Here is a 20641-nt window from a genome sequence, read left to right on the forward strand (position 1 = left end):
TGCGGTGGACTATGTTTCCGGCAGCAGCGCCCGCACAGGTGCAAACGAACGCCGGTGTTCATGGCAGGGGCCGTGCGCCTTCAGTGCTGCCATATGGAACGGCGTGCCGTAGCCCTTGTGCTGGTCGAAGCCGTATTCCGGGTGCTGTTGGTGCAGCGCCAGCATGTAGCGGTCGCGGCTGACCTTGGCCAGGATCGAGGCGGCCATGATCGCGCGGTCAAGCGCATCACCGCCGACCAGTGCCTCGGCCGGGCAGGGCAGCCCCTTGGGAATCTTGTTGCCGTCGATGCGCGCGAACTGGGCCACATGCGCCACGCCTTCCACTGCCTGGCGCATGCCCTGCATCGTGGCCTGGAAAATATTGAGGCTGTCGATCTGGGCGACATCGACCATGACGATGTTGTAGGCCAGGGCGCGTTCGATGATGCGGTCGTAGAGCAGCTCGCGCTTGGCAGCGGTCAGTGCCTTGGAATCATCCAGCCCATTGAGGCGCGGCCGGTCCGGGCAGAACACCACGGCGGCCACCGCAACCGGGCCGGCCAGCGGGCCGCGCCCGGCTTCATCGACACCGGCGACCAGACGCGGGCTCTGGCGGGCCGTCAGGCTGGCATCGTCGAACAGCGACAGCGAAGCATCCGCTGCCTTGGCGCTGGAGCGGCGGCCGGTCACGGTTGGCCTTTGTTGGGCGTTGCTTCCAGCAGGCCGGCGACAGCCTCGGCGGCGCGCGCGGAGGCGTCCTGGCGCAGTTGTTGATGCAGGCGCAGGTAGTCGCCCTGCAGGGCGTTGATGGCCTCGGGGTGATCGAACCAATGCCGCACGGCGGCGGTCAGGTTTTCCGGCGTGCAGTCGTGCTGTATCAACTCCGGCGCCAGATCCTTGCCTGCAAGTACATTGGGCAGCGCGTAGCGGTTGACCTTGATCAGCCCCAGCATGCTGACGATGCGATAGGTGAGTTCGGCGACGCGGTAGCCCACCACCATCGGCCGCTTGACCAGCATGGTTTCCAGCGTGGCGGTGCCGGAGGCCAGCATCACCACGTCGGCGGCGATCATCGCTTCGCGGGCACGGCCATCCAGCAGGTGTACGCGTGCGCTGGGCAGCGCGGCGGCACGCATCTGCTCGACGATCAAGGCCTTGCACTTGGCGTTGGCCGCAGGCACCACGATATGCAGGTCGCGCTTGTCCTCGCACAGCTGCCAGGCCGCCGCGAAAAATGGCGGGCCGAGCCGGCTGACTTCGCCCAGGCGACTGCCCGGCAGCACTGCAAGCACCGGCACCTGTGCGGGGACATCTAGTGCGGCACGCGCCTGCAGGCGATCATTTTCGAGCGGGATGTCATCGGCCATCGGGTGGCCGACAAAACGCGCATCGATGCCATGACGCGCGTAGATCGGCGGCTCCATCGGGAACAGGCACAGCACCAGGTCAGCGCTGGCGCCGATCTTCTCGGCGCGTTTTTCACGCCACGCCCAGACCGACGGGCTGACGTAATGCACGGTGCGCAGGCCGCGCTGCTTGAGCCATTTCTCCACGCCCAGATTGAAATCCGGTGCGTCGATGCCGATGAATACATCCGGTTGCCAATCGAGCACGCGCTGGCGGAATTCCTTGCGCAGCTTCAGCAGGCGCGGCAGATGGCGCAGGATTTCAGCCAGGCCCATCAGCGCCAGCTCGCTGGCATCAAACCAGGTTTCGCAACCGGCATTGCGCATGGCATCGCCGCCGATGCCGGCAAACTCGGCATCGGGGTAACGCGCACGCAGGGCCTTGATCAGGCCAGCGCCGAGCAGGTCACCCGACGCCTCACCGGCAACCAGCGCAATGCGCGGCTTGCGGGTGCTGCCTGATTCCGAATCGCGAACCCCGGCGGTCATCATCGCTGCAGCGGGCGCTCGGCGCTTTCGATGAAGTCCAGCAACTGCTTGACGTCTTCGCTGTCACGCGCCTGCTCGGCCAGTTGCTGCTTGGCCTCGGCCAGCGGCAGGCCGGCGACGTAGATCGTGCGATAGGCACGCTTGATCGCGGTGATGCGCTCGGCGTCGAAGCCGCGGCGCTTCAGGCCTTCACTGTTGATGCCGCGCGGACGGCCGTGGCCGTCGATGCCAACCATGGTGAACGGCGGGATGTCGCCGGTCACCAGCGAACCCATGCCAAGGAAGGCATGGTCGCCAATGCGGCAGAACTGGTGGGCGCCGGCGAAGCCGCTGATGATCACCCAGTTGCCCACGCTGACGTGCCCGGCCAGCGTGGTGTTGTTGGAGAACACGCAGTGGTCGGCAACATGGCAGTCGTGCGCGATGTGGGTATAGGCCAGCATCCAGTTGTCGTTGCCGATCGTGGTCACACCGCCGCCGCCGGCAGTGCCGCGGCTGAGGGTGACGAACTCGCGGAACACGTTGCGGTCGCCGATCACCAGTTCGGTGCGTTCGCCGTTGAACTTCTTGTCCTGCGGTTCGCCACCAGCGGCGACATGGCCGATGAAACGGTTGTCGCGGCCGATGCGGGTCGGGCCATGGATGCTGCAATGCGGACCGATTTCGGTGCCGTCACCAATTTCGACATCGGCACCGATCAGGGTGAACGCGCCCACGCGCACACCCTGGCCCAGCTTGGCCGAAGGATCGATGACTGCAGTCGGGTGAATCAGGGGGGCGCTGTCACTCATCGTGTTGCTCCAGCCAGATCAATCGCGGGTGCCGGCGCACAGCACTTCGGCATGTGCGACCACTTCACCATCCACCTTGGCTTCGCCGTAGTAGACGGCCATGTTGCGGATCACGCGCTTGACCTGCACATGCAGCTCAAGCACGTCACCCGGCACCACCTGTTTCATGAAGCGCACGTTGTCGACCTTGACCAGGTAGAACAGCTTGGACTGCGCATCGCGGCCCAGGCTCAGCTGGGTCAGCACGCCGCCGGCCTGCGCCAGGGCTTCGATGATCAGCACGCCCGGCATGATCGGCTGGCCCGGGAAGTGGCCCTGGAAGAACGGCTCGTTGATGGTGACGTTCTTGTGCGCGACGATGCGCTTGGCCTCGACGTCGAGCTCGACCACCTTGTCCACCAGCAGGAACGGGTAGCGGTGCGGGATCAAGGTCTGGATCGTGGTGACATCCACGGGCAGCTGCAACGGTGCGTTCATTCTTTCTCCTTGCTCACAGCCAGGATGCGCCTTGCCAGCGCATCGAGCTGCTTGAAGCGCGCGGCGTTCTTGCGCCACGTGCGGTTGTCGGTCAAAGGGGTGCCGGACGAGTACTCGCCCGGTTCGGTAATCGAGTTGCGCACCACCGATTTGCCGGTGATGACGACGTGGTCGCAGATTTCCAGGTGGCCAACCACACCGACCGCGCCACCCAGCAGGCAGTAGCGGCCGATCTTGGCACTGCCGGCAATGCCGGTGGAACCGGCGATGGCGCTGTGCGCGCCGATCTGCACGTTGTGGGCGATCTGCACCAGGTTGTCCACGCGCACGTCTTCGTCGAGCACGGTGTCTTCCAGCGCGCCGCGGTCCACGCAGCTGTTGCAGCCGATCTCGCAGTCATCGCCAATGCGCACGCCGCCCAGCTGCGGCACCTTGATCCAGCGCCCGCCGTCCATCGCCAGGCCGAAGCCTTCGCCGCCGAGTACGGCGCCGGGGTGGACGCGCACGCGCTTGCCCAGCTTGACCCGGGCCACCAGGGTGACGCGGGCCAGCAGTTCGCAGCCGGCATCCAGGGTGCAGTCATCGCCGATGATGCTGCCGGGGCCGATGATGCAGGCTTCACCGATCACCGAGCGGGCACCGATGCACACGTGCGGGCCGATGTGTGCGCTGGCAGCCACCGTCGCGCTCGGGTCAATGACCGCGCTGGGGTGGATGCCGGGTTCGCGCAGTGGCGCGGTCTCGAACAGGGCGCCGATCCGCGCGAAGGCGGTATACGGATCCTTGGCAACCAGTGCCGTACCGGGTGCAGCCTCGGCATCATCGGCGCGCAGCACCACGATGGACGCCTTGCTGTCGGCCAACTGCGCGCGATAGCGGGGATTGGCGAGAAAAGTGAGCTGACCGGGGCCGGCGTGGGCGAGCGTGGCCACGCCGGAGATGGCGGCAGCCGGATCACCTTGCACCTGCAGTCCGAAGCGGTCGGCAAGTTCCTGAGCGGTATAGGTAGGAGTATTCACGCGGCGAGTTTACAGGGTGCGCAGGTGACGGTCATGGGGGCGGCCGGGCCGACGCGGCCGGCAGGCGCTGGGGCGCGGTGCCGGTCAATGAAGACGCAGGTAGGCATCCCGCGGTCGTGGGGCGGGCATCCGCAGCCAACGGAAGCCCGCGTGCTGGATGCCAGAAACGACCAGAACCGCACGTTGGCGGTTCTGGAAGAAGACCTTCGGATGGGGCATGCGTACCGACCGGCACGGAGCTTTGGAAGGCCGGAGTACACGCGCGGGTCTACGCCGCGGCCGACAACCGGATGGTCGGGGCCGGAGCCCCGACCAAGCGGGCCAATGCGTCAGAACTGGCCGCCGAAGGTGAACTGCAGGCGCTCGATCTCGTCGCCATCTTCCTTCTTCAGCGGAATCGCGTAGCTGATCGAGATCGGGCCGACCGGGGCGCGCCACAGCAAGGCCACACCGGCCGATGCACGCAGCTCATTGGCCTTGAAGTTGTCGATGCCGTTGTAGACGTTACCGAAGTCGATAAATGCCGACACACGTGCCGAAGGGCTGTCGAACAGCTTCGGGAAGTAGGCTTCAATCGAGCCGACCGTCTTCAGCGAGCCACCCAGCGGCTGCCCGTTGTAGTAGCCGCCCATGATTTCCGAACGCGGGCCCAGGGTGTTGTCCTCGAAACCGCGCACCGAGTTGGTACCGCCGGCGTAGAAGTTCTCGAAGAACGGCAGGCCGGAGGCCTTGAGCTGGCGGTGGTTGGCGGTGGGATTGCTGGCGCAATCGACAACTTCGGTGGTATCCGGGGTACCGGGGACGGCGGGTGTGGTGCCGTTGGCAGGCGTTCCGGGCTTGCCGGGAATCACGTTCCAGCAGACGTCGCGAACGATATCTTTGCCATACGAATCGCCATAACCCAGTTCCAGGCGGGTATTGATGACCAGCGACGGGATGATCGGCCAGTACTTGGAGAACTGGTAGCTGAGCTTGTAGTACTCAACGGTCGAGCCCGGCAGCGTGGCTTCCAGGCCCAGGCGCTGGTAGGTACCGCGCGTTGGCATGAAGTAGTCGTTGCGGGTATCGCGTGCCCAGCCCAGCTCGGTGCGCCAGGAGTGGAAGGTGTTCTGGCCGACCGCATCGATGTAGTCGATGATCGACTTCGGCGTGTAGCCCTGGTAAGCCTTGATCTGGTTGCTGTCGATGCCGAACATCAGCGAGAACGCATCGTTCTCGGTGATCGGAATGCCGAACACCATCTGTGCGGCCGCGTTGGTGCTGTTGTACTGGGCGGTGTTGAAGTCCGAGTAGTCCAGCTCGCGCAGCGACAGGTTGTAGCCCAGCGAGACACCGTCATCGGTGAAGTAGGGGTTGGTGTAGGAGAACGCATAACGCTGCAGGTAGCTGCTGCGCGATGCTTCCACCGATACGCGGTTGCCGCCGCCCAGGAAGTTGTTCTGCGACAGCTGCACGGAGGTGGTCATGCCGTAGGACTGCGAATAGCCCAGGCCGAACACGAAGCTGCCGGAGGTGGTTTCCTTGACGTTGTAGACCACGTCGACCTGGTCGTTGCTGCCGGTGACCGGCTGGGTCTCCACGTCAACCGACTCGAAGTAGCCCAGGCGCTGCAGACGGATCTTGGAGCGGTCGATGGCGGCCTGCGAGTACCAGCTGTTCTCGAATTGGCGCATTTCACGGCGCAGCACTTCGTCGGCGGTGCGCGAGTTGCCCTGGAACACGATGCGGCGCACCGACACGCGCGGGCCCGGCACGACCTGCATGTTCACCGCAACCGTGCGCTCGGCGCGGTTGCTGGTGGGAATGGGATTGACCTTGGCAAAGGCGTAGCCGATGTTGGACAGGCTGTTGGTGATGCCATCGGCGCTGAATTCCAGCAGGGCGCGCGAGAACGTATCACCCGATTTCTGGATGACCATCTTCTCCACGTCTTCCTGCGGCAGGATCGTGTCGCCGGTGACCTTGATCTCGGAAATCTTGAACTGCTCACCTTCGGTCACGCCGGCGGTGATGAACATGTCGCGCTTGTCAGGGCTGATCGAGACCTGGGTGGAGTCGATGCTGAAATCGACGTAGCCGCGGTCCAGGTACCAGGAATTGAGCTTTTCCAGATCGCCGGAGAGCTTTTCCTTGGAGTACTGGTCGTCGCGGCGGTACCACGAGGCCCAGTTGTGCTCCTTGGATTCCCACTGCTCAAGGATGTCCTCGGCCGGGAATTTTTCGGTGCCGACCAGGTTGACGTGGCGGATCTTGGCGGCCTTGCCTTCCTTCACGGCAATGGCCACGTCCACGCGGTTGCGGTCCAGCGGGCTCACCGTCGGGGTGATTTCCACGTTGTACTTGCCACGGTCGTTGTACTGGCGGCGCAGCTCCTGGGTCACGCGGTCCAGGCTCAAACGGTCGAACGTGCCGCCTTCGCTCAGGCCGATGTCGCTCAGGCCCTTGAGCAGTTGCTCGCTCTTGATGTCCTTGTTGCCGGTGACGGTCAGCTTGTTGATCGCCGGGCGTTCCTTGACCGTGACCACGAGGATGTCGCCCTGGCGATCCAGCTGCACGTCCTCGAAGAAGCCGGTCTTGTACAGCGCACGGATGGTGTCGCCGACCTTGGCGTCGTCGACCGTATCGCCACGCTCCACCGGCAGGTAGGTGAACACGGTGCCGGAGGAGATGCGCTGCAGGCCGTCCACACGGATGTCGCTGGCGGTGAAGGGCTCGGCCGCCTGCGCGAAGGCAGGCAGGGCCAGACCGGCAGCAAGGGCGAGGGCCAGCAGGCGGCGATTGGGAAGTCGCGTCATGTCACGTCCGGTTGGAGTCGATTTCATTGTTGCGTGGGTGCCGGCGTAAGACGACGACAGCAGAAAAAAGTTCATCGCAGGACCAGGCCAAGAATGTCGTTATAGAACGCCAGCCCCATCAACCCGGCCAACAGCGCCAGGCCGATGAATTGACCCGTCGCCATGGCGCGCTCGCTGAGCGGGCTGCCCTTGACCAACTCGATAAGGTAATACAGCAGGTGCCCGCCGTCCAAGACAGGGATGGGCAGAAGATTGATGATGCACAGGCTCAGCGACAGCAGGGCCAGGAAATACAGGAACCAGTCCACGCCGCGTTCAGCCGAGGCATTGGCCACGCGGGCGATGGTGATCGGCCCGGAAACATTCTTCAGCGAGGCGTGGCCGGTCAGCATCCGGCGCATCATTCCCAGCGAATCGGAGGCCAGTTTGCCGGTTTCGCGCACTGCGGCGGGCAGCGCGGCAAACACGCCGTATTGCTGGCGGGCGTCATAGGCGGCAGCCACGCCGGTGGGGAATTCCACGCCGATCAGCCAGCGCGGTTTGCCGTCGGGGCCGGTGGCCGGCTGCGGGGTGACTTCCAGTGCCAGGCGCTCGCCTGCGCGCTCAACCTCCAGCATGCCCGGCCCGCCGCGCTGGCCCAGGGCCTGGATCAACGGGTAGACCCGGTCCGCGCTGTCCACGCGCTGGCCATCGACAGCCAGGATCAGGTCGCCAGCCTGGAGCAGGTGGGCGGCAGGGGAATCCTTGGAAACCTTCTCGATCACCGCCGGTTGCAGCCAGAACTGCCACAGGAAGCCGGCCTGGACTGCCACCTGGCGTTCGTCGAAACCGGCGGGCAACTGCGACAGTGGCAGTACGCGGGTGCGCTCGTTGTCGAGCACGTCGCGGACCCGGACCTGCGCATCCTGGCGGTCCATGGCCGCGGTGGTCAGGGCCATGCTGGCCTCGGCCCAGGTATCGACGGCACGGCCGTCCACCGCCAGCAAGCGGTCACCGGCGGCAAAGCCGGCACTGGCAGCCATGCCGGTCGCGCGGCCGACGCTGGGGGAATAGTCCTGCCGGCCAATGACGAACATCGCCCAGAGCAGGGCGATGCACAGCACCAGGTTGGCGATGGGGCCGGCCGCGACGATGGCGATGCGCTGCCATACGGTCTTGTTGTTGAAGGCATGGCAACGCTCGCCGGCCGGGACTTCGGCCTCGCGTTCGTCGAGCATCTTCACGTAGCCACCCAGGGGGATGGCGGCGATGGCGAACTCGGTGCCGTTGCGGTCGCGGCGGCTCCACAGGGGCTTGCCGAAGCCCACCGAGAAGCGCAGGACCTTTACCCCGCAGCGACGGGCAACCCAGTAATGCCCGAATTCATGGAACGTCACCAGCACGCCGAGGCTGACGATCATCCACCACACAGAACCCAGGAAATCAGCCATGGGCGGGACTCAATTGAGGGGCGGCTTCAGGCATGCGGCAGGCGGGCGATGGCGGTTTGGGTGATCTGGCGGGCCTGTTCATCGGCCGCCAGCAGGGCGTCCAGTGTATCGGCCGTGGCGTGAGGCAGGGTGGACAGGGTGTGCTCCACCAGCGCCGGGATCGACAGGAAGCCTATACGGCCCTGAAGAAACGCTGAAACAGCCACTTCGTTGGCGGCGTTCAGGATGGCTGGCGCACTGCCACCGGCCTCCATGGCCTGCCAGGCCAGGCGCAGGCAGGGGAAGGCTTCCAGGTCCGGGGCTTCAAAATCGAGCCGACCCTGGCTGAGCAGGTCCAGCCCGGAAACGCCCGATTCAATGCGTTGCGGCCAGCCCAGGCCAACGGCCAGGGTGGTGCGCATGTCCGGCAGGCCCATCTGCGCCAGGGTGGAGCCATCGATGAACTCGACCAGCGAGTGCACCAGGCTCTGTGGGTGGACCAGCACGTCGATGCGCGAGCCGGGCACGTTGAACAGGTGGTGGGCCTCGATGACCTCCAGCCCCTTGTTCATCAGCGTTGCCGAGTCCACCGAGATCTTCGGGCCCATTGACCACTTCGGGTGGGCCACGGCCTGGGCCACGGTCACCGCTTCCAGTTCGGCGCGGCTGCGCCCGCGGAACGGGCCGCCGGAGGCGGTGAGGATGATCCGCCGTACCCCGGCTTCCAGGCGGGCGTCACGTGAGCGCAGGCACTGAAAGATGGCGTTGTGTTCGCTGTCGATCGGAATGATTTCGGCGCCTGCGGCCGCCGCTTCGCGGGTCAGCAGTTCGCCGGCCAGCACCAGCGATTCCTTGTTGGCCAGCAGCAGGCGCTTGCCCGCGCGGGCTGCGGCCAGGGTCGAGGACAGCCCGGCCGCGCCGACAATGGCGGCCACGACGGTGTCGCAGTGCGCACTGGCGGCCACAGCATCAATGGCGGCATGGCCGGCATGGGCCTGGGTGCTGAGTCCGGCGTCGGTCAGCCCGTCGCGCAGGCGGGCGAACAAGGCATCTTCGGCAATAACAGCGTGGTCGGGGCGATGCGTGCGGCACAGCGCAATCAGTGCGTCCACATTGCTGCCGGCCGCCAGCACGCTGGCGCGCATCTGCCCGGGATGGCGGGAGATGACGTCCAGCGTGGAGGTGCCGATGGAGCCGGTGGCGCCGAGGATGGCAACCTGGCGCAGGCGAGGGGAGGTGGGCATGTCAGAAACCGAAGAATTCCTTGCCCAGTGCAAACACCGGCAGGGCAGCCAGCACCCCGTCGATGCGGTCCAGCACGCCGCCATGGCCCGGGATTACATTGCCCGAATCCTTGGCGCCGGCATGGCGCTTGAGCAGGCTCTCGAACAGGTCGCCCAGTACCGAGGCCAGCACCGCGACCGCGGCAACCAGCATCAGGCCACCGAAACCGGAGGCGGACACGCCGGCCAGCCAGCCGAGTGCACCGGCAACGACCAGGCCGGCAACCAGGCCGCCCAGCACGCCTTCGATGGTCTTGTTGGGGCTGATGCGCGGGGCCAGTTTGTGTTTGCCGAAGGCGCGGCCGGCGAAGTAGGCGCCGGAGTCGGCAGCCCAGACCAGCATCAATGCGGTCAGCAGCCACAGGTGGCCGTTGGGTTCCTCGGCATGCAGCAGTACCAGTGCTGCCCAGGCCGGGATGATGGCCAGGGTGCCGGCGGCAAGCTTGAGCATGCGCGCGCTGTTTTCATCGTGTGCGCCGAAGTTGAAATAGCGCAGCCACACCAGCGCCAGCAGCCAGAAGCCGACACCGACCAAGGTGGCCAGCTGGAACAGCACCAGGCTGCTTCCCGAGGCCCACACCATCAGCACCATCAGCAGCAGGTTCAATGCGAGCAGCACGGTGCGCGGCAGGCCGTCCACGCCGGTCAGCTTGAGCCATTCCCACAGGCCGATCAGGAACACCAGCGCTGCGGCGGCGGCCAGCCAGGGCGTGGGCAGGAACAGGATCGCGCAGATGGCCACCGGGGCCATGATCAACGCGGCAATCACGCGGATTTTGGTCATTGGGATTTGCTCGGGGTCGCGTGGGCAGCGATCTGGGCGCTGGTCAGGCCGAAGCGGCGTTCGCGTCGGGCAAAGTCATCCAGTGCCTGTTGAAGGATGGCCGCATCGAAGTCCGGCCACAGCACATCGGTGAACCACAGTTCGGTGTAGGCCAGCTGCCACAGCAGAAAATTGCTGATGCGGGTGTCACCGCCGGTGCGGATGAACAGGTCCGGTGCCGGCAGATCGGCCAGGGCGACCTGGCTGCCGAGCAGTTCCTCGTCGATCTGCTCCGGTTTCAGGGTGCCGGCGGCCACCTGTTCGGCCAGTGCACGTGCGGCCAGCGCAATATCCTGGCGGCCACCGTAGCTGGCGGCGATGACCAGGGTCATGCTGCTGTTGTCGCCGGTGCGCTGCTCGGCCTTGTGCATGCGCTGCACGATGCCTGGGCTGAAGCGCGAGCGGTCGCCGATGAAGCGCACGCGCACGCCACGACGGTGGAGTTCGTCCACTTCGCGGTCCAGTGCGCCGAGGAACAGCTTCATCAGCGCATCCACCTCATCCTGCGGCCGGCCCCAGTTTTCACTGGAGAACGCAAACAGGGTAAGGGTGCCAATGCCGTGGTCCAGGCAGAAATCGATGGAGCGGTTGACCGCACGCGCGCCCGCACGGTGGCCGATCATCCGCGGCCTCCGGCGTTGCTGCGCCCAGCGGCCATTGCCATCCATGATGATGGCAATGTGCCCTGGCAGATGCGGTGCGGGTGTGCCGCTGGGCATGGCAGACGGCACCCGTCAGACCGCCATCAGTTCCTGTTCCTTCAGCTTGACGATCTCGTCCACGTCCTTGATCGCCTTGTCGGTCAGCTTCTGGATTTCATCCTGGCCGCGACGGTCGTCATCCTCGGTGATGGCCTTGTCCTTGAGCAGCTTGGCTACTTCCTGGTTGGCATCGCGACGGATGTTGCGGATGCCGACCTTGGTTTCCTCGCCTTCCTTGCCCACCGACTTGGCCAGCTCCTTGCGGCGCTCTTCGGTGAGCGGCGGCAGGTTCAGGCGGATCACGGTGCCCATGGTGGTGGGGGTGATGCCGATGTCGGAGGCATAGATGGCCTTCTCGACTTCCTTGATCATGTTCTTGTCGAACAGGGTGATGACCAGCGAGCGGCCTTCGGACACGCTGATGCTGGCCACCTGGTTCAGGGGCGTGTCAGTGCCGTAGGCCTTGACCTTGATGCCGTCCAGCAGCGCCGGGGAGGCGCGGCCGGTACGGATGGTGGTGAGGGTGTGGCGCAGAGCATCGAGGCTCTTTGCCATGCGCGTCTGCGCATTGCTTTTGATGTCGTTGATCATCGCCGGAATCCTTGATGGTGCTGGAACCGGCCGATTATAGGCGAAGAGCCCTCTCCACCGGGCCGGAACCTGCGAAGGTCAGTGGTTGTCGCGGCCGTGGACCAGGGTGCCGATGTTCTCGCCGTGCAGGATCTTCAGCAGCTCACCGGGCTGGCCCATGTCGAATACGCGCATCGGCAGGTCGCTGTCACGGGCCAGCGCGAAGGCGGCCGTATCCATCACTTCCAAGCCCTGCTGGATGACCTGGTCGTAGGTGAGGCTGTCGTAACGGACCGCATCGCTGTGCTTGTTCGGGTCCTTGTCGTAGACGCCGTCCACCTTGGTGGCCTTGAGCAGCAGGTCGGCGCCGATTTCGATGGCGCGCAGGGCGGCACCGGAGTCGGTGGTGAAGAACGGGCTGCCCACGCCGGCGGCGAAGATCACCAGGCGGCCTTTTTCAAGGTGGCGGATGGCGCGGCGGCGGATGTAGTCCTCGCACACGTCGTTGATCTTGATGGCGCTCATCACCCGCGCCTTGGCGCCGAGCTTTTCCAGGGCGTCCTGCATGGCCAGGGCATTGATGACCGTGGCCAGCATGCCCATCTGGTCGCCGGTGACGCGGTCCATGCCGCCTGCGGCCAGGCCGGCGCCGCGGAAGATGTTGCCGCCGCCGATCACCAGCGCCACTTCGGCGCCTGCCTGCTGGGCCTCGATGACTTCACGGGCCAGGCGGTTGATGATCTTCGGGTCGATGCCGTAGTCCTCATCTCCCATCAGCGCCTCCCCGGAAAGTTTCAGAAGGATGCGTTGGTAGGTGAGTTTGGACATGACGACCTCTATGGCTGGAAAACGCGGGAATTCTAACGGAAGCTGCGGTTTCCGGTCAGAGCTTTTGTTGCAATGCCGCAACAAAAGGCGGTGAGGCCGGCAGTCGTTCAGCAGGCGGTAGGCTGGGATTCCGGTGCGCGGGCGATGACGCGGTTGCGGCCCAGGCTCTTGGAGCGGTAAAGCACGTCATCGGCGGCCTTGAGCAGGTCGCGCATGTCGGCAAAGCGTTCGTAGACACCGTGGGTGGCAACCCCCGCGGAGAAGGTGATGTGCAGCGGGGCATCGGCCACGGTGACCATCGGGACCTGGGAGATGGCGCCCAGCACCCGGCGGATGACCTCCACCGCAGTCTGCTGGTTGGTGCTTGGGAACAGCACCACGAACTCCTCGCCACCGAAACGGGCCACGGTGTCCGAGCCGCGCAGATGCGATTGCAGCTGGCTGGCAAAGGCCTGCAGTACCTGGTCGCCGACCAGGTGGCCGTGCTGGTCGTTGATCTTCTTGAAGTCATCCAGGTCAATGAAGGCGACCGAGAGCGGGCGGTCGGGATTGCTGGCGTGTCTGAATTCCTGTTCGAGCACCACTTCCAGCTGGCGCCGGTTGAGTACGCCGGTCAGTGCGTCCAGGTGTGCCTGTTCGGCCAGCCGGCGGGCCTTCTGTTCGTAGTGGTCCGCGCGGCGTTCCCATGCCGATGCGCTCTGCAGCTCGCGCAGGTTGCGCAGGGCGATCAGTTCACTGGCGTGGTCCAGCAGGTAGGTGACGCGCGCAGGGCAAGGCACCGGGATGTCAAATAGTGCGCTTATCTCCGGCAGCATCTGGCTCATCTGCTGCAGCACCTGCTCGAAGCGGGCGCTGTCCATGCCGAGGGTTTCGTGCACCAGGCGCAGGGCGTGGTTGCGGGCGCTGTCGGTGTCATCGGCCAGCCAAATATCTGCCAGGTGCCCGGAAAGGACGACACAACGTTCAAACAGGTCCACCGCTTCGGCCGGTGGCTCGCTGTGGCTGATGGAATCGATCAGGTAGCGGGGCAGGCCCCACTGTTCGCACAGGTTTGCGCCGACGTCGGCGTGGCTGCACTGCAGGCTGTCGCGTTCGCGCGCCAGCAGCGCTTCGTTGCTGGTGCAGCTGGCCAGCAGTTGCGGATAGCTGTCCGGGCGGATCTGCAGCAGGGTGAGGATGCCGATGTCCTGCAGCAGGCCGGCCAGCATCAACTCTTCGACACGGCGCACGCCGCACGAAAGGCCCAGGTAGCGTGCAGCCAGGGCGCTGAGGATGCTGCGGCGCCAGACGGCATCGTGCAGCTGCGCATGGTTGCTGTCGTCGTGAAGTGCGCGGGCCAGGCTGAAACCCAGTGCCAGCTGCAGCGTCGCATTCAGCCCGAGCATGGTCAGTGCCTGGCCGAGGTTCTCGATGCGCCTGCGGCTGGCATAGAGCGGGGAATTGGCGATGCGCATCATTCGTGCGCTCAGGCCGATATCCAGCGCGATGATGTCCGCGGCGCTGGCAATGTCCGTTTCCGGGTCCTGGGCCAGTTCAATCAGGCGCACCGCAACGGCGGGCGGTGAGGGCAGGTTGCGGCAGAGTGACAGGGCTGCAGTGAGCTCGGGGGACATGACGGGGACGCGGGCGGCAGTGGCCCAAGAATACATGCACGTCCCAAATATAAAAGGGGCGTCACAGTTTGCTTTGAAATGAGTGTGCTTCGGGTGCCGTCGCTTTCCTCGTTGACACAAAAAAGAAGCCGCGGATGTCCGCGGCTTCTTTGCTTGCTAGCTGTGCGCTGGCAGGATCAGACCTGCATCGCCTTGGCAACTTCGGCGGCGTAGTCTTCCACCACCTTCTCGATGCCTTCGCCGACAGCCAGGCGCTGGAAGCTGACAACGTCGCCACCGGCGGCCTTGACGGCCTGCTCGACGGTCTTGTCGCCGTCCAGGACGTAGCTCTGGCCGTACAGGGTCACTTCGCTGATGATCTTGTTGATCTTGCCGCTGATGATCTTCTCCAGGATTTCAGCCGGCTTGGCCTTGTCCTTGTCGGTCATCTTGGCCAGCTCGATTTCCTTTTCCTTGGCAACGAACTCGGCCGGCACGTCGGCGGCCTTGTTGTGCGGCGGGTTCATCGCGGCCACGTGCATGGCCAGGCCATTGGCCAGCTCGGCATTGCCGCCGGCCAGGTCGACCAGCACGCCGATCTTGCCGTTGGAGTGCACGTAGGCACCGACGGTGTTGTTGCCGTCGATCTTCACCAGGCGACGGATCTGGATGTTTTCACCCAGCTTCTGGATGGCGGCAGCGCGGGTTTCCTCGACGGTCGAGCCGGAATCCAGCTTGACCGACTTCAGGGCCTCCACGTCAGCAGCGCCAGCGGCCAGGGCGGCAGCGGCGACGCTGTCCACGAAAGCCTTGAAGTTGACGTCGTTGGCAACGAAGTCGGTTTCCGAGTTCACTTCGACCAGCACGGCCTTGCCGCCGTTCACGGCGACGCCGATGCGGCCTTCAGCGGTGACGCGGTCGGACTTCTTGTCGGCCTTGGCGGCGCCGGACTTGCGCAGGGCTTCTGCTGCTGCGTCGATGTCGCCATTGGTTTCCGACAGAGCCTTCTTGCACTCCATCATGCCGGCGCCGGTGCGCTCACGCAGTTCCTTGACCAGGGAAGCAGTGATTTCCATGGAATTTCCTCACGAATAGAAAGGGGTAGGCCGGCAATGATTGCCGGCCCTTGTTACGAGGCCCTGTCAGTGGCCGGCGCCCGGAGGGGCCGGTGCAGGGGTGGCGGGCGCACTGGCTGCGCCCGCCCGGTACATCAGGCCGAAGCTTCGTCGCCCGACTTGGCGGCAGCCTTCTTGGCCGGAGCGCGGCGAGCCGGCTTGGCTTCTTCGCCAGCAGCGGCGCCGGCGAACTCTTCTTCGCGCACCGAGGCGGCGTTCGGAGCAGCAGCCTTGCCTTCCAGCACGGCGTCAGCGGCGGCGCGAGCGTACAGCTGCACAGCGCGGATGGCGTCGTCGTTGCCCGGGATGGCGTAGTCGACCAGTTCCGGGTTGTAGTTGGTGTCAACCACGGCGATCACCGGGATGCCGAGCTTCTTGGCTTCCTTGATGGCGATGTCTTCGTGACCGATGTCGATGACGAAGATGGCGTCGGGCAGGCGGTTCATTTCCTTGATGCCGCCCAGCGAGGCTTCCAGCTTTTCGCGCTCGCGACGCAGGCCCAGCACTTCGTGCTTGACCAGGCGGTCGAAGGTGCCGTCGGTTTCACCGGCTTCCAGCTCCTTCAGGCGTGCCACCGACTTCTTCACCGTGGCGAAGTTGGTCAGGGTGCCGCCCAGCCAACGCTGGTTCATGAACGGCATGCCGCAACGCTCGGCTTCTTCCTTGATGGATTCGCGTGCGCTGCGCTTGGTGCCCAGGAACAGGACGGTGCCGCGCTTCTGGGCAACGGACGAGATGAAGTTCATCGCGTCGTTGAACAGCGGGACGGTCTTTTCCAGGTTGATGATGTGGATCTTGCCGCGGGCGCCGAAGATGTACGGAGCCATCTTGGGGTTCCAGTAGCGGGTCTGGTGGCCGAAATGGACGCCGGCTTCCAGCATCTGACGCATGGTGATCTGGGGCATTGCAAAACTCCTGGCAGGGAACCTGTCGCCATGAAATAGGGGCGAATCCGCACTGAAGCGGCAGGTTCCGGGGTTGGGCTTCCCTGGCGCCTCCGTGGCCGAACCCTGGTTACAGGGCACCCCGGCACGGATGGGGACGACAGGTGAGGATTCACCGATGACGCCCGGTGTGGGCGGGATTGGCAGGCCTTTGGCCCGACAAAGCCGGCGAAGTATAGCGGGCAGCCTGCCCGGGCCGCAAATCGCAGGACGGGCGCGGCTTGCGGGCATATTGCCGGGGTCAGTAGGTCAGGGTCACCGTGATCTGGTCCTGGTAGCTGCCCGGGACTGCTTCGGAGAGGTCGGGGATGCGCCCGTAAACCGCCAGACTCTGCTCTTTGTAGGTGCCGCTGCCTTTGACGCCGGTAGTCGGGGTGTTGCCCCAGCGCTTCTGCCGCCCGGCATCGCTGTACAGCTCGTAGCCAAGGCGGTTCTGGCCCGAGGCCATGAAGCGTTTGTCGCCACTTGCGTTGGCGCCATTGTCCAGGGTGACGGTCCAGGCGGCGTTGGTGGGGCACTGCACACTGATCCGTGAGGTCTGGTCTTGTGGGCCAGCCTGAGCGCCGACGGTACCAAAGTCCATGTCGGTGGCGGTGATGATGTGGCAGGCGTTTTCAACCGTGGCCCGGACACTGCTGAAGCTGAGTGTTGTTTCGCCGGCGCCGCCTGCGAATCCGGCACGGCCGTTGTAGCAATCATCGTCGGTTGGCAGGAACCCGTAGCCGGTACTGTAGCTGTAACGGATGAAGGTGCGCCCTGGCACGCTTGTGTAGGTGGACGTGGCAGGCTGGTTCAGTGTCGAGCGTGCTTGTCCATAGACCATGAAATTGGATCTGTACGTATCTCGCGGCATGACCGTGAGCGTGACGCCGTAGATGGGTGCGCGAGGGCTGTGAGGGCTTATCAGCTGTGTGTGCTGTGCGTTGGCGTAGAGGTCGTAATTCAGGTAGTTGCCCTGGCTGTCCTTCATGCGACGAGGGTGGATGCCGGAAGGGTTGCTGCCCTGCTCAATGAACAGGCAGGCCCTGAACTGGGTCACGTTCGCGAGCACGCCCGTGGCACCGGAGCACTCGAATTGGAGCGAGGCGTGTGTATTTCTAAAGCTATCGGCGGGAACCGGGCCGAAGTCCATCGAAGTGGATAGATATGCTTTGCAGGTGGGGGCCGCGCGCGCAGGCAGTGGTGCAACCATCAATGCCAGCAGCACGAACAGGGCTGCATGCGCGCGTATACAGCGCCCACAAGTGCGCACCCACGCTGGCCGGAAGCTCATTGGCATACAACATCCTCCAGGTTGATACGGCCTTCGCGGACGGGGCTCTCGGGGAGGGGCGCGCTGCATTGGGCGTTGTCGGAGTGAAAACGCAGGCGTGCCTGCGGTGGTGGATCAAGCAGGTAGACCTTGCCCTCGTGACCGACCAGGGTGGTGGTCGGCGGGGTGCCCGGGGCCTGGAGGGTGACCCGGCTGCCTGCCGGCAGCCACTGGCCATCCCGGTCACGCACGCCGAACTGCATGGCCAGGGTGCGGCGCATCGGGAAGTCCACGCGGACGCCGCTGCGGGTTTCCGGCACGACATCCTTTTGGGTGGTTTCCAGCACCATGTCGGCAGGCAGATCCTGCGGATCAATGGACAGTTGGTTGCGTTGCCAGGCGTTGAGGTGGTTGATCAGCAGTTGCCCGCGCTTGTCGGTGACACCGATGGTGCGGTTCTCCAACTGCACCGGCACCTCGGCAATGCCGCTGGTGGAAACCAGGGCGAAGGCGTCGTGGACGCGCGGCGTGGAGTACAGGCGGCCGCCCAGCAAGGCCAGGCCGCCGCCGGCGCTGGCATAAGTCAGTGTGCGGCTGTGGCTGCCGTTGTCGCGCTCCATGCCGGCACTTAGATGGCCGTGCCGGCCGTGTTGGCGGATCTCCGCGCGCAGGCCGACGTGGTCGCTGCCGCTGGTGGTGACTTGCGCACGCCAGCCCAGCCCGCCCTGGTCCAGGTCCGCGAGGCGGTTGGCTTCCATGGACAGGCCGTTGCCGGCCCGGTCATGGCGCGCGGAGGCGGAGGTGGTCAGGTGCCGGTCCAGCGGCAAGGACCAATACAGAAAGGCGCTGTCGCTGTCGTTGTTGGCAAGGTCGCGGTTGAAGCTGAGGCTCAGCTGCATGTTGTCGGCCAGCGAGTGCGACCAGTTCAGGCTGGCATAGCGGCTGCGGGGAAAGTCCAGGTAGTGCTGGGCCACATAACTCACCCCCAGGTGCCCGACGGGAGTGGTGAGGCCAAGGAAGGCCTGCTCGGTACGTCGCGGCAGGGTGGCGTTCTCGTGTACTGCCGCGACATCGCGATACCCCGCGCTGCGGCGCAGGGTACTGGCCGAGGCGGAAAACCGGGGGGAATTCCATTGGTAGGCCAGCCCATGCTGATTGCCGGCCAGTGCGCCGGCACGACTGCCGGCCCACGAGCCGGTCAGCACGCCGCCGCGCTTGCCCAGCAGCACGACCGCGCCGGCGCCGGCCTGGCCGATGCCGTGGCTGCCTTCGGCGTGGGTCTGCAGGGTGAGGTGGTTGTTAACGCCGTAGCCCAGGCTGGCGCTGGCCAGAGGCTCGTTGCCATATTCAAAAGAGCGGATGCCGTAGTCGCGACGAATCGTGCCCAGCTCCACCGACCAGTCCGACAGCCCGGCCTGCAGCAGTTGTGGCGTGCCGTACAGGTTGAAGCCGATCGTGCGGCTCTGGCCGTTGATGTCGGTGATGACCAGTTGTGCCTGGCCGGTGCCGCTGAGCGAGGGGCTGCTGTCCAGTTGGAAGCGTCCGGGCGGCAAGGGCTGGCTGGACTGGCGGATGCCGTCGATATACAGGTCAACGGTGGACGGCAGCACGGCTTCGCCGGCAAACGAGGCCAGTGGCGTGGTGGTGCGATAGGGCTGCAGGGCGAAGTTGCGTGACAGGCGGATGCCGCCGATGCGCGTTGCGCGCGACCAATCCAGTGCGCTGGTCATGGTGTCGCCTACGGTCAGGGAGAGCATGGATGTGGGGAAGTCCAGTTGCCAGCTGCTGTCCAACCGGGTGTTGCGGGCGTGGCGGCGGCTATTGCCTGTGCTGAAACCACTGGAAAGCGTGTTGCTCCACACGCCACGGCCCAGCCCGAACACCCGTAGTTCGCTGAAGCCGCTCAAATTGCCATGGCCGGCAGCGTGCTGGCCGTACACGTCGTAGCCGAGCGTCGCGCCGGGCAGGCGCTGGCGGGGGTCCGGAAGAATGGCCGGGGTGTGGGAGAGATCCATATGCATCGGTGGGCGGTCGAGCATGTCCACCGGCACCTGCAGATTGATGCGCTGCTGGGGGGCGTCGTATTCCACGCTGACGCCGGTCAGCGACGGGAGTTCGACCAGGCGCTGGGCGGCAACTTCGACCGGCAATATCAGCCCCAGCTCCCACAGTGTTGCTTCACTGGCCAGCAGGGTGTCGCCGCGCAGTACGAAGCGCGCCAGTCTGCTGGTGCTGGCTTGGTTGACGCGGGTTTCCAGGTACAGCTCCTGCCCGCCTGCAGCGAGCGCAACGGCGTCGTTGCCGCTGGCCTCGGGCAGGACGAGTGCTGCGATTGCCGCCGCGATGCCTTGGCAGAGCCTATGGATCAACACTGATCTGCGGCAGTGGTTGTGGTTCAGGGTCGTCATTGAGTTTTGCGTTCAGGGTGCCGTTGGCGGGCAGGGGCGAGGGCAGGGTGTGTGTCCAGCGCATCTGCTGGCCGGCCAGCACGTAGCCGAACAGGCCCGGGGCAATGTCCACGTGTTGGCCCGATGTCGTCATCCAGCTCAACTGGCTGATCCGGATGCGCTGGGCGCCGCGGTTGTGCAGCGTCAACGTGGCGTTGTTGCCCACCACGCGCCAGTGGCCTTGCAGCAGTTGTGCGTCGGTTGGCACGTGCGTGCCGCTGCGCTCCAGTTGAGGTGTGGCGCTAGGTGGCAGGACGAAGACCGGAATGGAATAACTCAGCAGAAACTGCAGGCCCGATGTCATCGCCCCGGCACCGCCGGGCAATTCGTCAACGATCAGGCGGTAGGCGGTTTCATTGACATTGGTTCCTGGTGCGGCCGCCTGCACCAGGCGTACCAGCTGCTTCTGGCCGGGGGCAATTTCGACCAGCGCTGGACTGGCAAGCAGCGTGTTGGAGGGTTGCAGCAGATCTTCCTGTTCGAGCTGGGTCCATTGCCGTACGCGGATCTGTGCGCGCAAGGGGTGTTCGCCGGTATTGGTCAGCCAGAGGGTCTGCGATTTCTGGGTATTGCTGAATTCCAGCAGGATGGGGGAGGCCTGCAGGCCGCTGCCGCGGGCAGGGCTGGTGGGGGTGACGAACAACAACGAAAACGCGGTGGCGAGCCAGCACAGGCTCGCCACCCGCATCCTGGGCGGGTGGCGTGTGTGCATGAAAAACGC

At 65.2% G+C, this 20641-nt stretch carries 18 protein-coding genes; all 18 read right to left on the reverse strand.

Annotation, left to right across the window (positions count from 1 at the left end):
• Positions 1-9 precede the first annotated feature (9 nt).
• Positions 10-669 carry a ribonuclease HII gene (locus ACVOLO_RS03560; RefSeq protein ID WP_481568906.1) on the reverse strand — a complete coding sequence of 220 codons (660 nt, stop codon included), beginning with the start codon at positions 667-669 and terminating at the stop codon, positions 10-12.
• Complete coding sequence (gene lpxB, locus ACVOLO_RS03565) at positions 666-1877, reverse strand: lipid-A-disaccharide synthase (protein ID WP_481568907.1); 1212 nt, start codon at positions 1875-1877, stop codon at positions 666-668. The genes ACVOLO_RS03560 and lpxB overlap by 4 nt, the downstream gene beginning before the upstream one ends.
• Positions 1874-2665 (reverse strand): acyl-ACP--UDP-N-acetylglucosamine O-acyltransferase, encoded by a 792-nt coding sequence (gene lpxA / locus ACVOLO_RS03570; protein ID WP_481568908.1) that lies wholly within the window; start codon positions 2663-2665, stop codon positions 1874-1876. Before lpxA ends, lpxB begins: the two co-directional genes overlap by 4 nt.
• 18 nt (positions 2666-2683) lie before the next feature.
• Entirely contained in the window at positions 2684-3142 is a 459-nt protein-coding gene (gene fabZ / locus ACVOLO_RS03575) for a 3-hydroxyacyl-ACP dehydratase FabZ (RefSeq protein WP_481568909.1), read from the reverse strand.
• Positions 3139-4161 (reverse strand): UDP-3-O-(3-hydroxymyristoyl)glucosamine N-acyltransferase, encoded by a 1023-nt coding sequence (gene lpxD / locus ACVOLO_RS03580; protein WP_481568910.1) that lies wholly within the window; start codon positions 4159-4161, stop codon positions 3139-3141. The genes fabZ and lpxD overlap by 4 nt, the downstream gene beginning before the upstream one ends.
• 329 nt (positions 4162-4490) lie before the next feature.
• Positions 4491-6956 (reverse strand): outer membrane protein assembly factor BamA, encoded by a 2466-nt coding sequence (gene bamA / locus ACVOLO_RS03585; protein WP_481568911.1) that lies wholly within the window; start codon positions 6954-6956, stop codon positions 4491-4493.
• Between the two features lie 71 nt (positions 6957-7027).
• A complete protein-coding gene (rseP, locus tag ACVOLO_RS03590; RefSeq protein WP_481568912.1) occupies positions 7028-8386 on the reverse strand; it encodes an RIP metalloprotease RseP in 1359 nt (452 codons plus the stop codon).
• A gap of 26 nt (positions 8387-8412) precedes the next feature.
• Positions 8413-9609 carry a 1-deoxy-D-xylulose-5-phosphate reductoisomerase gene (locus ACVOLO_RS03595; protein WP_481568913.1) on the reverse strand — a complete coding sequence of 399 codons (1197 nt, stop codon included), beginning with the start codon at positions 9607-9609 and terminating at the stop codon, positions 8413-8415.
• Position 9610: 1 nt separating this feature from the next.
• Positions 9611-10432, reverse strand: coding sequence for a phosphatidate cytidylyltransferase (locus ACVOLO_RS03600; protein ID WP_481568914.1), 822 nt, complete (start codon positions 10430-10432; stop codon positions 9611-9613).
• Entirely contained in the window at positions 10429-11190 is a 762-nt protein-coding gene (uppS, locus tag ACVOLO_RS03605; RefSeq protein WP_481568915.1) for a polyprenyl diphosphate synthase, read from the reverse strand. Before uppS ends, ACVOLO_RS03600 begins: the two co-directional genes overlap by 4 nt.
• Positions 11191-11205: 15 nt before the next feature.
• On the reverse strand, positions 11206-11763 hold the full coding sequence (gene frr, locus ACVOLO_RS03610; RefSeq protein ID WP_481568916.1) for a ribosome recycling factor: 558 nt from the start codon (positions 11761-11763) through the stop codon (positions 11206-11208).
• A gap of 78 nt (positions 11764-11841) precedes the next feature.
• Entirely contained in the window at positions 11842-12570 is a 729-nt protein-coding gene (pyrH, locus tag ACVOLO_RS03615; RefSeq protein ID WP_481568917.1) for a UMP kinase, read from the reverse strand.
• 107 nt (positions 12571-12677) lie between these two features.
• Positions 12678-14183 (reverse strand): HDOD domain-containing protein, encoded by a 1506-nt coding sequence (locus tag ACVOLO_RS03620; RefSeq protein ID WP_481568918.1) that lies wholly within the window; start codon positions 14181-14183, stop codon positions 12678-12680.
• Positions 14184-14359: 176 nt separating this feature from the next.
• Positions 14360-15238 (reverse strand): translation elongation factor Ts, encoded by an 879-nt coding sequence (tsf, locus tag ACVOLO_RS03625; protein WP_481568919.1) that lies wholly within the window; start codon positions 15236-15238, stop codon positions 14360-14362.
• 134 nt (positions 15239-15372) lie between these two features.
• Positions 15373-16182, reverse strand: a complete 810-nt coding sequence (rpsB, locus tag ACVOLO_RS03630) for a 30S ribosomal protein S2 (RefSeq protein WP_481568920.1) — start codon at positions 16180-16182, stop codon at positions 15373-15375.
• A gap of 280 nt (positions 16183-16462) precedes the next feature.
• The gene (locus ACVOLO_RS03635) at positions 16463-17428 is read right to left on the reverse strand and encodes a Csu type fimbrial protein (RefSeq protein WP_481568921.1); all 966 of its coding nucleotides are present in this window, start codon (positions 17426-17428) and stop codon (positions 16463-16465) included.
• Between the two features lie 62 nt (positions 17429-17490).
• On the reverse strand, positions 17491-19881 hold the full coding sequence (locus ACVOLO_RS03640; protein WP_481568922.1) for a fimbria/pilus outer membrane usher protein: 2391 nt from the start codon (positions 19879-19881) through the stop codon (positions 17491-17493).
• Positions 19832-20632, reverse strand: coding sequence for a fimbrial biogenesis chaperone (locus ACVOLO_RS03645; protein WP_481568923.1), 801 nt, complete (start codon positions 20630-20632; stop codon positions 19832-19834). Before ACVOLO_RS03645 ends, ACVOLO_RS03640 begins: the two co-directional genes overlap by 50 nt.
• Positions 20633-20641 lie beyond the last annotated feature (9 nt).

Source organism: Stenotrophomonas sp. STEN056, assembly GCF_056759635.1.